This is a genomic window from Kitasatospora sp. NPDC127060 (genome assembly GCF_042724935.1).
In the GTDB taxonomy this organism is placed as follows: domain Bacteria; phylum Actinomycetota; class Actinomycetes; order Streptomycetales; family Streptomycetaceae; genus Kitasatospora.
In genome coordinates this window covers 60,568-74,445 of the sequence record NZ_JBHXEG010000007.1, presented here as the reverse complement: position 1 = coordinate 74,445, position 13,878 = coordinate 60,568, and the positions used below count along the sequence as shown (strand labels likewise).

The 13,878-nt window shown below is 71.5% G+C and carries 7 protein-coding genes; all 7 read left to right on the top strand.

Going from position 1 to position 13,878, the window contains the following annotated elements:
* The first annotated feature begins 73 nt into the window (after nucleotides 1-73).
* A complete protein-coding gene (locus tag ACFWIS_RS06545; protein ID WP_380523495.1) occupies nucleotides 74-2,809 on the top strand; it encodes a SpoIIE family protein phosphatase in 2,736 nt (911 codons plus the stop codon).
* A 229-nt stretch (nucleotides 2,810-3,038) separates the two neighbouring features.
* A complete protein-coding gene (locus ACFWIS_RS06540; protein ID WP_380457918.1) occupies nucleotides 3,039-5,666 on the top strand; it encodes a SpoIIE family protein phosphatase in 2,628 nt (875 codons plus the stop codon).
* 93 nt (nucleotides 5,667-5,759) lie between these two features.
* Entirely contained in the window at nucleotides 5,760-7,592 is a 1,833-nt protein-coding gene (locus tag ACFWIS_RS06535; protein WP_380457916.1) for an ABC transporter family substrate-binding protein, read from the top strand.
* Nucleotides 7,593-7,880: 288 nt separating this feature from the next.
* Nucleotides 7,881-9,785 (top strand): translational GTPase TypA, encoded by a 1,905-nt coding sequence (gene typA / locus ACFWIS_RS06530; RefSeq protein WP_380457914.1) that lies wholly within the window; start codon nucleotides 7,881-7,883, stop codon nucleotides 9,783-9,785.
* 432 nt (nucleotides 9,786-10,217) lie between these two features.
* Complete coding sequence (locus ACFWIS_RS06525) at nucleotides 10,218-11,864, top strand: ABC transporter substrate-binding protein (protein ID WP_380457912.1); 1,647 nt, start codon at nucleotides 10,218-10,220, stop codon at nucleotides 11,862-11,864.
* A gap of 141 nt (nucleotides 11,865-12,005) precedes the next feature.
* A complete protein-coding gene (locus ACFWIS_RS06520; protein WP_380457910.1) occupies nucleotides 12,006-12,932 on the top strand; it encodes an ABC transporter permease in 927 nt (308 codons plus the stop codon).
* Nucleotides 12,925-13,866: an ABC transporter permease gene (locus tag ACFWIS_RS06515; RefSeq protein ID WP_380457908.1), complete on the top strand. Its 942-nt coding sequence runs from the start codon at nucleotides 12,925-12,927 to the stop codon at nucleotides 13,864-13,866. The genes ACFWIS_RS06520 and ACFWIS_RS06515 overlap by 8 nt, the downstream gene beginning before the upstream one ends.
* Nucleotides 13,867-13,878 lie beyond the last annotated feature (12 nt).

Here is a 13,878-nt window from a genome sequence, read left to right as displayed (position 1 = left end):
CACTATTCGTCACCAGTCGGTGAGCCGTCCCAGCCGGCGACGCCGATCCCGACCAGAGCCGGAGGCCCCGTCGGTGTCGACAACCGGGAACGGCGGCGGGGGAGCGCGGCGGGCGGGCACCGCCGCCGCCCGCGCCCGGCTGCGCCGCGCCGCCCGTCCGGCCGCCCCGCAGCCGCCGTCCGGCCGTCGGCGCGGCGGCTCAGCCGTCCCGGGCGCCGCGCCGCAGCCCGTCCAGCCGGCGCCGACCCTGGCCGTCCCCGAGGCCGGTGTCCGGTCCGGCCTGCGCAGTCGCCCCGGCCGGCCGTTCCCCGGCGGGCCGGCCGACGCCCGGCAGGGCCTGGGCGCGCCCCCCGACGGCAGCCTGCTGGACATGCTCAAGGTCGCCATCGCGATCCTGGACACCGCGGGCCGGGTGGTGCTGTGGAGCCCGGCCGCCGAGGAGCTGCTCGGCTGGCCGAGCGAGCTGCTGGTCGGCCGCCGGATCGAGGAACTGATCCCGGACCAGGAGCAGGTCGCCCGGATCCGGGCCGCCGTCCAGGACACCCTGCGCAACGGCCGCTGGGCGGGCAACGCCGAACTGCGGGACCGGGACGGTGTGCCGGTCGCCGTGGACGCCCGGATCTCCCTGCTGGTGGACGGCGACGGCACCCCGTTCCTGCAGGTCAACCTCGCCGAGGCAGCCGGCGTACGGGCCGTCGAGCGGGACCTCGCGGTGCGCGACGCGCTGTTCGAACAGTCCCCGCTGGGCATCGCGATCCTGGACACCGACCTGCGCTACACCGCCGTCAACCAGACCCTGGCCGAGATGAACGGCGTCGCCCCGGAGGACCACGTCGGCCGCACCATCGGCGAGACCCTGCCCGAGCGGGCCGCCGACGAGATCACCGCGATCCAGCGCCAGGTGCTGGCCACCGGCGAGCCGGTCATCGACGTCACCCTCGCCTCCCCGGTCACCACCCGGGCCGGCTACCGCTCGATCTCCTACAGCCGGATGACCGACCGGTCCGGCCGGGTGCTCGGCATCTCCGGCACCGTGATGGACGTGACCGAGCGCTACCGCGCGGTGGCCAAGGTCGAGCACGCCCGGCGCCGGCTCTCGCTGCTCAACGAGTTCGGCTCCCGGGTCGGCGACCTGCTCGACGCCGCCCGGATCGCCCAGGAACTCGCCAGCTCCGTCGTCCCCCGGCTGACCGACCACTCCGCGGTGATCCTGCTCCAGGCCGTCGCCCACGGCGACGACCTGCCCCGGCACGGACACGACCGGCGCACCTCGCTGCTCCAGCTCGGCACCGCCTCCGTCCAGGACGGCCCCGAGGTCGAGGTGATGCTCCGGCGCGGCGCCCGGATCACCTTCGCCGAGGACTCCGCCTGCGGCCGGGTGCTGCGCACCGGCGTGCCCGAACTGCTCTCCGGCGCCGAGCAGTTGGACGACGTCACCTACCCCGGCGACCCCAAGATGCAGGCCGCCCACGACCTGGGCGTCCACTCGATGCTGGTCGTCCCGCTGCGCGCCCGCGGCATCGTGATCGGCTTGCTGCTGGTCAGCCGGGCCGGCTACCGCGAGGGCTTCGACCGCGACGACCTCGCCTTCACCGTCGAACTCGCCGACCGGGCCGGCAGCTCGCTGGACAACGCCCGGCTGTACGCCCGCGAGCGCACCGCCGCGCTCACCCTCCAGCGCACCCTGCTCCCGCAGCAGGTCCCCCAGCCCACCGGTGTCGAGGTCGCCTACCGGTACGTGCCCGGCAGCAGCGGCACCGAGGTCGGCGGCGACTGGTTCGACGTCATCCCGCTGCCCGGCGACCGCACCGCGCTGGTGGTCGGCGACGTGATGGGCCACGGCCTGCGGGCCGCCGCCACCATGGGCCGGCTGCGCACCGCCGTCCGGGTGCTGGCCGCCCTCGACCTGCCGCCGGACGTCCTGCTGCGGCACGTCCACGAGCTGGCCGACGACCTCGCCCAGGGCCCGGACGAGGCGCTGCTGGCCACCTGCGTCTACGCGGTCTTCGACCCGGGCACGGCGATGCTGACGGTGGCCAAGGCCGGGCACATCCCGCCGGTGCTGGTGGTGCCCGGCGAGGAGGCCACCGAGCCGACCCGCACCGGCGGCCCGCTGCCCGGCGGGGTCGGCCGGATCCTCGACCTGCCCTCCGGCGCCCCGCTCGGCGTGGGCGGAGTTCCGTTCGAATCGGTCGAACTGAAGATCCCCGAGGGCAGCCTGCTCGTGCTGTGCACCGACGGCCTGGTGGAGTCCCGGGACAAGGACCTCGACGTAGGCCTCGGCCGGCTGGTCACCGTGCTCCAGGACCCGCACGCCTCCATCCAGGCCGCCTGCGAGGCGGTGCTCGACACCATGGAGCAGGGCCGCGAGCCGGACGACGTCGCCCTGCTGCTGGCCCGGCTCGGGCACGGCCAGGCCGGCACCCCGACGGCCGGCTGGACCCTGCCCGCCGAACCCACCGCCGTCTCCCGGGCCCGCCGGCTGGTCCGCGCCACGCTCGCCGAGTGGGGCGTCGAGGACCTCACCGACACCGCCGAGCTGCTGGTCAGCGAGCTGGTCACGAACGCCGTCCGGTACGCCAGCGCCCCGATCGGGGTACGGCTGACGCTCGGCGAGACGCTGCTGGTCGAGATCTCCGACCCGCTGCCGGACCCGCCCCGGGAGCGCCACGCGGCCGAGGCCGACGAGGGCGGCCGGGGTCTGGAGCTGGTCCACCGGTTGGCGCTGCACTGGGGCGCCAGGGCCGAGGGGATCGGCAAGGTGGTCTGGTTCGAGCTCGCGCTGTCGGGTAGTGACCCGGCAGAGTGACGCGAGTAGAGCCGCAGGAGAACGGTGCTGCATATGCCATCGGGCGCCCAGGGGGAGCGCGCGCCCCGGAAGGGGGCGCGGGCGTGGCATTGTGGTTGCGCGGGCGGTAGGACAAAAACCTTCGCCCGATCTGATGTTGTGATGTTGAGGGCGTGTGAACGCACCCCCCGATGATGAATACTCGGTCTTCTCGACATCCGGACGGTCGCGGGTTGGAGGGGTCGGTCCGTTGAACAGCACTCCGGCGCGGAACGCGCCGAGCAGCAGCGGTCATGCCGCTGTGCCCGGGCAGGTCGGGTCCCCGCACCTGCCCGCACCGGCGGCCCCGCCGGCCGTCGGCGCCGCGGGCCCGGATCGGTCCGGGTACCGGGGCGCCCACCCCACGGCCGAACCCAGGCCCTGGGGCGCCGGGGACCCGGGCTCGATCTACGACTACATCCGGGTCGCCACCTTCGCGATCGGCCCGGACGGGCGGATCAGCCAGTGGAGCGAGCGCGCCGCCGAGTTCTTCGGGGTCGCCGCCGCCGAAGCCGTCGGCTCGGACCCGATCACCACCTTCGTCCCCCGCGAACTCTGGCAGCGCGGCCGCGCCCGGCTGGAGCGCACCCTGGCCGGCGAGGAGTGGGTCGGCACCACCCCCTACCGGGACGCCGTCGGCGGCGAGGGCCTCGCCGAGCTCTACCTGATGCCCGACAGCGCCCTGCCCACCGCGGGCGCCACCTGTCTGGCCGTCGACCTCGGCCGACTGCGCCGGATCGAGACCGACCTCGCCGCCTCCGAGGCCGTCTTCGGCCAGACGCCCACCGGCTTCGTGCTCTTCGACGACCGGCTGCGGCTGCAGCGGGTCAACGACGCCTTCGCCTCCGGGATGGGCCTCGTCCCCACCGACCTCGAGGGCCTCACCCCGCACGACCTCTTCCCGCCGTCCGAGGCCGACCGGCTCAGCGCCGCCCTGCGCAAGGTCCTCGCCTCCGGCGAGCCCGTCTTCGACCTGCGCTTCCACAGCGCCGTCCCGACCCGGGAGGGCAACCGGCTCTGGGCCGTCTCGCTGTACCGGCTCAACGGCGCGGCCGGGCAGCCGATGGGCGTCGCCGGGCAGGTCTCCGACGTCACCAGCCGGCACGTCGCCGAGCGCGAGGCCGACGGCGTGCGCCGCAACCTCGCCCTGCTCAACGAGGCCAGCGCGCACATCGGCTCCACCCTCGACCTGGAGACCACCGCCAAGGAACTCCTAGACGTCGTCGTCCCGCCGTTCTGCGACCTCGCCACCGTCGACCTCTACACCGCGCTGCTCTCCGGCGAGACCGTCCCCAGCGCCGGCCGGCTCGGCGACACCGTGCTCACCGACGGCAGCGGCGAACTGCGCCGGGTCGCCGTCTCCAGCGTGCTCGGCGGGGCCTCCTCGGTGCTCGGCTCCGTCACCGGCCTGCCGATCGCCGAAGCCGGCGGCACCCTCTGCTACCCGCGCCGCTCCCCGCACGCCCGGGCGCTGCGCACCGGCCGCAGCGTCGTCCCCGAGCCCGGCCGCGACCCGCTGCTGCGCTCCACCCTGATCGTCCCGCTGGTCGCCCGCGACCAGGTCCTCGGCCTCGTCCAGCTCTCCCGGGCCATCGGCAGCGAGCCCTTCGACGCCCGCGACGTGGCGATCGCCGAGGAACTCGTCGCCCGCGCCGCCGTCTGCATCGACAACGCCCGGCTCTACCGCCGCGAGCACGAGCGGGCGCTGATCCTCCAGCGCAGCCTGCTGCCCCCGGGCAACCCGGCCGCCAGCGGCCTGGAGATCGCCTGCCGCTACCTGCCCAGCAACAACAACACCGAGGTCGGCGGCGACTGGTTCGACGTCATCCCGCTGCCCGGCAACCGCACCGCCCTGGTCATCGGCGACGTGATGGGCCGCGGCCTGCGCGCCGCCGTCGCCATGGGCCAACTGCGCACCGCGGTACGGACCCTGGCCATGCTCGACCTCGACCCGGCCGAGGTGCTCGGCGCGCTGGACGAGATCGCCCGAGGCCTCGGCGACGACTCCGTCCCGGCCGGCCCGCCCGCCCCGTACGGCCGGCTCACCTCGACGGCCGACGAGGAGGCCCGCGAGGTCTACCTGGCCACCTGCGTCTACGCCGTCTACGACGCCGTCACCCGCCGCTGCGTGTTCGCCAACGCCGGCCACCTGCCGCCCGTCCTGCTCAGCCCCGGCGAGCCCGCCCGGATGCTCGACGTGCCGCCCGGTCTGCCGCTCGGCGTCGGCGGCGAGCCCTTCGAGGAGGTCGAACTGACCCTCCCGGACGGCGCCGTGCTCGGCCTCTACACCGATGGCCTGGTGGAGAGCCGCAAGCACCAGCTGGACGAGGGCCTGCGCGCCTTCCGGGCCGCGCTCGCCGGCCGCGGCAAGGGCCTGGAGGACCTCTGCGACCACGTCCTCGGCGAACTCGACCCGCACCACGGCGAGGACGACATCGCGCTGCTGATGGCCAAGGTGCACGCCTTCCCCGAGGACGCCGTCGGCAACTGGTTCCTGCCGCCCGAGCCCACCTCCGTCGCCAAGGCCCGCGAACTGGCCTGCAGCTGGCTGCTCGCCCGGGGGCTGGAGGAACTGGTCGACACCACCGAGCTGCTGGTCAGCGAGCTGGTCACGAACGCGCTCAAGCACGGGCGGGGCGAGATCCGGCTGCGCCTGCTGCGCGACCGCAGCATGGTCTGCGAGGTCTGGGACGACGGCTACGCCCAGCCCCGGCAGCGGCGCGCCCAGGAGACCGACGAGGGCGGCCGAGGCCTGCAGCTGGTCAGCCTGCTGGCCGAGCGCTGGGGCAGTCGGCGCACGCCCAAGGGCAAGATCGTCTGGTTCGAGCTGGCGCTGTAACCGGGTCCGGCGCTGGGCCGTCCGGGTGCAGTCGCCCGGGGGGACGTCGTGTCGGCGCGGGCCCGGGCGGGCGGGCGGCGTTCGATGTCCGCCATGCGCGTCCGCCAGCTCACCGCCGCAGCCGTCGCGCTGCTGCTCGCCGCCGCTCTCGGAGGCTGCTCCGACGACCCGGTCCGCGGCCCCTCGGCCGCACCCGCCTCGGCCGACCCCACCGCCACCACCGGGGACGTCCGGCCCGCCGACCGCGACGCCGTCCAGGACGGCGGCACGCTGCACTGGGCGCTGGACGGCGTCCCGACCACGCTCAACGTCTACCAGCGCGGCGCCGACGCCGACTCGGCGCTGCTCGCCCACGCGCTCTACCCCTCGCTGTTCCGGCCCGACGAGCACGGCCGGCTCGTCCCCGACCCGGACTACCTGGTCGGCGCCGAGTCCACCCCGCCCGGGCAACAGCCCCAGGTGGTCACCTACCGGCTCAACCCGCACGCCGTCTGGAGCGACGGCACCCCGCTGACGGCCGCCGACCTCACCGCCCAGCGGGCCGCCCTGTCCGGGCTGGACCCGGCCTACCGGGGCAGGCGGGCCGCCGGGTACGACGCCGTCGACTCGGTCACCCAGGGCGGTGACCCGCACGAGGTCAAGGTGACCTTCCGGCGGCCCTACGCCGAGTGGCGGGCGCTGTTCGGGCCGCTCTACCCGGCCGCCGAGACGGCCACGCCGGAGGCCTTCAACCGGGCGCTGGCCGGCACCGGGCACCTGAGCGCCGGGCCGTACGCCCTCACCCGGTACGACGCCGAGGACGGGCGGGTCACCGTGCAGCGCAACCCGCTCTGGTGGGGGGACCTGCCGAAGACGGACCGGATCGACTTCCTGGCCGCGCCGCCCGAGCGGCGGCTGGACGCGCTGGACCGGGGGCGGCTGGACATCGCCCCGCTCACCGCGACGGTGGACCGGGCGGCGCCGGTCGCGACGTCGTCCCCCTCGTCGTCCCCCTCGTCGTCCCCTTCGTCGTCCCCTTCGCCGGCCGAGCGCTCGCCCGCCGCCGCTCCGCCCGCCGCTCCGCCCGCCGCCGCGCCCGAGGCGGCGTTGCGGCGGGCCGAGTCGCTGCCCGGGGTCACCGTCCACCGGGCGGCCGCCGCCTCGCTCACCCAGCTCACCCTCAACGCCGAGCGCGGGCCGCTCACCGAACCGGGCGTACGGCGGGCGGTGGCCCGGGCGCTCGACCGGGGACGGATCGCCCTGGCCGCGCTCGGCCCGCTCGGGCTGCCCGGCGCCCCGCTCGGCAGCCACCTGCTCGCCGCCGACCAGGAGGGCTACCGGGACGACAGCGCCGCGATCGGGCCGGACGACCCGGCGCGGCTGCTGGACGAGGCCGGCTGGAAGCTGGCGAGCGGCACCACCCGGGTCAAGGACGGCAGGGAACTCGCCCTGGGCCTGCTCCTCCCGGCCGGCTCCGCGACCGCCCGGCGCACCGCCGACGCGCTCGCCGCCGACCTCGCCCGCTACGGCATCGCGGTGAAGCCGCAGACCGCGCCCACCGACACCTTCGTCCAGGACCACCTGGCGGCCGGGGACTACGACCTGGCGCTCTTCTCCTGGCCGGCCGGCCCCAGCCCGGCCGCCGAGCAGCGCGCCGTGTACGCCAAGCCCCGGCCGGACGCCGACGGGGCGCTCGACTCCGGCCGGAACTACGGTCGCAGCGGCACCGAGGAGATCGACCGGCTGTTCGACCGGGCGGCCGCCGAACTCGATCCGGCGGCCCGGCTGGACCTGCTGCAGGAGGCGGACGTACGGATCTGGGAGCTCGGGCACTCGGTGCCGCTGTACCAGCGGCCGGAGCTGGTCGGGGTGCGGGCCGGGGTGGTCGGGGCCGGGGTGTTCGGGTTCGGGTGGCCGCGGTTCCAGGACGTGGGCTGGAAGCGTTAGACGCCCCGCGCGGCCCGGGGGTGTCGGATCACGAACGGAAGGGTGTCGGAACGCGACCGCCGGGTGAAGAGGGTGTGACCCGCCTGTGATCTTGGTCCCGCCCGACCTGCTCGTTTCTGCCCCCTTGGGCGCTTCCCCGTACCATAGGGAAAAGCCGAGGCATGTCCAGATGCCCGGCGGGTGGACCGGTAGTAGCAGGCGGAACGGGTGGCAGCGGCCGAGGGCCGCAAGTGCGCGTCTCGCGGCCGGGCCCGCCGTAACCCACGATTCCGGGAGAATCCGCTAGGCATGCCCACGCGCAACGACATCCGTAACGTCGCCATCGTCGCCCACGTCGACCACGGGAAGACGACCCTGGTCGACGCCATGCTGAAGCAGGCCGGCGCCTTCGCCGCCCACCAGCACCTCGACGACCGCATGATGGACTCGAACGACCTGGAGCGTGAGAAGGGCATCACCATTCTCGCGAAGAACACGGCGGTCAAGTACCACCCGAAGGATGGTGGCGCGCCGATCACCATCAACATCATCGACACCCCGGGCCACGCCGACTTCGGTGGCGAGGTGGAGCGCGGCCTGTCGATGGTGGACGCGGTCGTCCTGCTGGTCGACGCCTCCGAGGGCCCGCTGCCGCAGACCCGCTTCGTGCTCCGCAAGGCGCTCTCGGCCCGCCTGCCCGTCATCCTGTGCATCAACAAGACGGACCGCCCGGACTCCCGGATCGACGAGGTCATCAACGAGACCTACGACCTGTTCCTGGACCTGGACGCGGACGAGGACCAGATCGAGTTCCCGATCGTCTACGCCTGTGCCCGTGACGGCGTCGCCTCGCTGACCAAGCCGGAGAACGGCACCGTCCCGGCCGACAGCACCAGCCTGGAGCCGTTCTTCTCCACCCTGCTGGAGCACGTGCCGGCCCCCAGCTACGACGAGGACGCGCCGCTCCAGGCCCACGTCACCAACCTGGACGCCGACAACTTCCTCGGCCGCATCGCGCTGCTGCGCGTCGAGCAGGGCGAGCTGCGCAAGGGCCAGACCGTGGCCTGGATCAAGCGCGACGGCTCGATCTCCAACGTCCGCATCTCCGAGCTGCTGATGACCGAGGCGCTCACCCGCAAGCCGGCCGAGGTGGCGGGCCCCGGTGACATCTGCGCCGTCGCCGGCATCGGCGACATCATGATCGGCGAGACCCTGGCCGACCCGGAGAACCCGATCGCGCTGCCGCTGATCACGGTGGACGAGCCGGCCATCTCGATGACCATCGGCACCAACACCTCGCCGCTGGTCGGCCGTGGCGGCAGCGGCAAGGGCGCGGATGCCAAGTCCGGCGCCAAGGTGGACCGCAAGGTCACCGCCCGTCAGGTGAAGGACCGCCTGGACCGCGAGCTGATCGGTAACGTCTCGCTGCGCGTGCTGGACACCGAGCGTCCGGACGCCTGGGAGGTGCAGGGCCGCGGTGAGCTGGCGCTGGCCATCCTGATCGAGACCATGCGCCGCGAGGGCTTCGAGCTGACCGTCGGCAAGCCGCAGGTGGTCACCAAGGAGGTCAACGGCAAGACCCACGAGCCGGTCGAGCGCCTCACCGTGGACGTGCCCGAGGAGCACATGGGTGCCGTCACCCAGCTCATGGGCATCCGCAAGGGCCGGATGGACAACATGTCCAACCACGGCTCGGGCTGGGTCCGGATGGAGTTCGTCGTGCCGTCCCGCGGCCTGATCGGCTTCCGCACCGAGTTCCTCACCAACACCCGCGGCACCGGCATCGCCCACTCGATCCACGAGGGCCACGAGCCGTGGTTCGGCACGCTGACCACCCGCAACAACGGCTCGCTGGTCGCCGACCGGGCCGGTGTGGTCACCGCCTTCGCGATGACCAACCTGCAGGAGCGCGGCGTGCTCTTCTGCGAGCCGGGCACCGAGGTGTACGAGGGCATGATCGTCGGTGAGAACTCGCGCTCCGACGACATGGACGTGAACATCACCAAGGAGAAGAAGCTCACCAACATGCGGTCGTCGAACGCCGACGTGGCCGAGTCGATCGTCCCGCCGCGCAAGCTCTCGCTGGAGCAGTCGCTGGAGTTCTGCCGCGAGGACGAGTGCATCGAGGTGACTCCGGAGACGGTTCGCATCCGCAAGGTCGTGCTCGACCAGAAGGACCGCGGTCGCACCGCCTCGCGCGCCAAGAAGGCGTGATCCGGACGGCTTGATCGGCCTTTGGCCGGAATGCTTCGCCCCCCTTTCCAATGGAGAGGGGGGCGAACTTTTTCAACTACTCCAAGTTGTCGGGGCCGCTATTAACCGAATAGCGCTCATCACACCCAGGTGTCCGCTGAGCGAACGTGGCAGTTCGTCATCCGTGACGACTGTCCGTTTGGTGCCTGTCTGGCTATGTCTCAAATGTCCGGTTTTCGAAACTTACCGACTGTTCATGTGACCTAATTGAGATCGTCACTGGTCACTTTCGTGTCCGTGCGTGACGGATAGTGGGTGCAGTCAGGCTCGGGTCAAGGGTGAACGCGCAGGGGTGCGCGCCGAAACCACGAGCGCGGACGGCATTGCGGGTCCGGTTACTACCGTTCCGCGGTGCCTTCCTCGTCGCAATCGTCGAATTCAGGAGGCACACCGATGCGTGGTGTGAGCCAGGCCAAGTGGGTTGTCGCAGCTGTTGCTGTCGCGCTCGCCGCGACTGCTTGTAGCAGCAGCGGCGGCAGCGACTCCTCCGGCGGGAGCTCGGACAGTGCCGCGGTTGACCCGGCGGGCGTCTTCAGCTACCAGAGCGCGGAGCCGCAGCGTCCGCTGCAGCCGGCCAACGCCATGGAGAACCAGGGCGGCCGTATCGTCAAGCAGCTCTTCACGGGCCTCGTCGACTACGACCCCGCGACCGGTGCGCTGCGCAACCAGGTGGCCGACAAGATCGAGACCACCGACGCGAAGAACTACACCGTCACGCTGAAGTCCGGCTGGACCTTCCACGACGGCACCCCGGTCACCTCCCAGTCCTTCGTCAAGTCCTGGAACTGGTCCGCCAACCCGGCCAACAGCCAGATCAACTCCGACTGGTTCTCGGACATCGTCGGCTACGACGCCGTCCACCCGGACAAGGGCGACCCGACCGCCAAGGAGATGTCCGGCCTCAAGGTCGTCGACGACACCCACTTCACCATCGAACTGACCGCCCCCGTCTCGTACTTCACGTACAAGCTCGGCTACTCGGCCTTCTTCCCGCTGCCGGAGGGCTTCTTCGCGGACCCGAAGGGCTACGGCGAGAAGCCGGTCGGCAACGGCCCCTACCAGTTCGTCTCGTGGGAGCACAACAAGGCCGTCACGCTGAAGGCGTACGACAAGTACACCGGCGTCAACAAGGCGAAGAACGGCGGAATCATCTTCCGCAGCTACACCGCCCCCGAGGCCGCGTACAAGGACCTGATGTCCGACACCCTGGACGTCCTGGACCAGGTCGACTCGACCGACCTGCCGAAGTACAAGGACGACCTGGGCAAGCGCGCCGTCGACTCCGCGCAGGGCGCGATCCAGAACATCTCGTTCGCGATGTACCAGCCCGAGTGGCAGGGCGCGGACAAGGCCAAGGTCCGCCAGGGCCTGTCGATGGCGATCGACCGCGACACCATCACCAAGACCGTGCTGAACAACAGCCGTCAGCCCGCCGACTCGTTCGTGGCGCCCGGCGTCATGGGCTACAAGGCCGGCACCTGCGGCGACGCGTGCAAGTACGACCCGGCCAAGGCCAAGCAGCTCATCCAGGAGGGTGGCGGCGTCCCGGGCAACAAGATCACCATCCTCTACAACTCCGACGGTGGTCACAAGGAGTGGGTGGACGCGGTCTGCAACTCCATCCGCCAGGCGACCGGCGTCGAGTGCCTCGGTGACCCGAAGCCGGACTTCAAGACCTCTCGTGACATCATCACGAAGAAGCAGGTCACCAGCATGATGCGTACCGGCTGGGTGCAGGACTACCCGCTGAACGCCAACTTCCTGCGTGACGTCTACGGCACCGGTGCCGCGGCGAACGACGGCAGCTACTCCAGCCCCGAGTTCGACAAGCTGGCGCACGAGGCCGACGCCGCCACCACGGTCGAGAAGACCGCGGAGCTGTACCAGCAGGCCGAGGCCGTTCTGGCCAAGGACATGCCGCAGATCCCGCTCTGGTACTACAAGACCAACTCCGGCTACTCCAACAACGTTCAGAACGTGAAGTTCAACTCCTTCGGCGACCCGGTCTACACCGACGTCGAGGTCAAGAAGAAGAAGTAATCGGTCGGCACCGCCTGACCCGGTGACAACGGCCGGTGCCCGTCCCATCCCCACGAGGGCGAGGACTGGCACCGGCCGTTGGCACGCCGACTTATCTCTTGCCGGGTTGACGGGCCCGGCAGAGTCATACATGGAGGCACGATGGGGCGCTTTGTCGCGAGGCGACTGCTCCAGATGATCCCGGTGTTCCTCGGAACGACCGCACTCATCTTTTTCATGGTGCACTTGCTGCCCGGCGACCCGCTGGCAGCACTGTGGGGCGACAAGGCGCCGGACCCGGTGCAGCTCGCAGCCCTGAAGCACCAGCAGCACTTGGACGAGCCGCTGGTCCAGCAGTACCTCTCCTACATGGGGGGCCTGCTCACCGGTGACTTCGGCAAGGCACTGGACGGACGTCCGGTGCTCGACAAGATCACCGAGGCGCTGCCGGTGACGGTCCGACTGGCGCTGTTCGCGTTCGTCATCGAGATCGTGCTCGGCATCGGCATCGGCCTGGTCGCCGGTCTGCGCCGCGGCAAGATCTTCGACAAGGGCGCGCTGGTCTTCACCCTGCTGCTGATCTCGATCCCGGTCCCGGTGCTGGGCTTCCTCTTCCAGACGATCTTCGGCATCAACCTCAAGTGGGTCACGCCGACCGTGCAGCACAGCGACGACATCACCCAGCTGGTGCTGCCGGCCGTCGTGCTCGGTTCGCTGTCGCTGGCCTACGTCGCGCGCCTCACCCGTACCTCCATCGCCGAGAACATCAAGTCCGACTACGTCCGTACCGCGGTGGCCAAGGGCCTGCCGCGCCGGAAGGTCATCGGCACCCACCTGCTGCGCAACTCGCTGATCCCGGTGGTCACCTTCCTCGGCACCGACCTGGGCGCGCTGATGGGCGGTGCGATCGTCACCGAGGGCATCTTCAACGTCCAGGGTGTCGGCCACGCGCTCTACCAAGCGATCAACATGAAGGAAGGCGCGACCGTCTCCGGCTTCGTGGCCTTCCTGGTGATCGTGTACCTGGCCGCCGGCCTGATCGTCGACCTGCTTTACGCGGTCCTGGACCCGAGGATCCGGTATGCCTGACCTGACCGAGAAGAAGACGACCGGGAAGATCCCGGCCCAGACCACCGTTGCGGTGGCCGCCAAGCCGGAGAAGCCGCGCAGCCTCGGCTCCGATGCCTGGCACGACCTCCGGCGCAAGCCGATCTTCGTGATCTCCGCGCTGCTCATCCTGCTGCTGATCGTGATCGCGATCGCCCCCGGGCTGTTCACCTCGGTGGACCCGCGCGCCGGCGACCTGCGCAACCACTTCCACACGCCGCCGAACTACACCCACTTCTTCGAAGGGGACTGGTTCGGTTACGACGGCCAAGGCCGCAGCATCTACGCCCGCATCATCTACGGCGCCCGTGCCTCGGTCGTGGTCGGCATCTGCGTCACCGTCGGTACGACCGTCCTCGGCGGCATCGCCGGCATGATCGCCGGTTACTTCGGCGGCTGGGTCGACACGATCATCTCCCGCATCACCGACATCTTCTTCGGCATCCCGCTGCTGCTCGGCGCGCTGGTGATCCTCAACGCCTTCCCCACCCGCACGATCTGGAGCGTGGTCTTCGCCCTGGTCGCCCTGGGCTGGACCCAGATGACCCGTGTCATGCGCGGTTCGGTGATCACGGTCAAGCAGTCCGACTTCGTGACGGCCGCCAAGGCACTCGGCGCCAGCACCAGCCGGATCATGTTCAAGCACATCCTGCCGAACGCGATCGCCCCGGTGATCGTCGTCGCCACCATCGCCCTCGGCGGCTACATCGCCCTGGAGGCGACGCTGAGCTTCCTGGGCATCGGTCTGCAGGACCCGACCATCTCCTGGGGCATCGACATCGCCTCGGCCCAGAAGCTGATCCGTACGGCGCCGTTCGCGCTGTTCTTCCCGGCAGGCATGCTGAGCCTCACCGTGCTGGCCTTCATCATGCTCGGCGACGCGGTGCGCGACGCCCTCGACCCGAAGCTCCGCTGAGAGAAGAGGTGA

What these genes read in the sequence shown, in the direction of transcription:
- ACFWIS_RS06535 (WP_380457916.1), top strand. Translation starts at nt 5,760, where the DNA reads ATGCGCGTCCGCCAGCTCACCGCCGCAGCCGTCGCGCTGCTGCTCGCC.
- typA (WP_380457914.1), top strand. Translation starts at nt 7,881, where the DNA reads ATGCCCACGCGCAACGACATCCGTAACGTCGCCATCGTCGCCCACGTC.
- ACFWIS_RS06525 (WP_380457912.1), top strand. Translation starts at nt 10,218, where the DNA reads ATGCGTGGTGTGAGCCAGGCCAAGTGGGTTGTCGCAGCTGTTGCTGTC.
- ACFWIS_RS06520 (WP_380457910.1), top strand. Translation starts at nt 12,006, where the DNA reads ATGGGGCGCTTTGTCGCGAGGCGACTGCTCCAGATGATCCCGGTGTTC.
- ACFWIS_RS06515 (WP_380457908.1), top strand. Translation starts at nt 12,925, where the DNA reads ATGCCTGACCTGACCGAGAAGAAGACGACCGGGAAGATCCCGGCCCAG.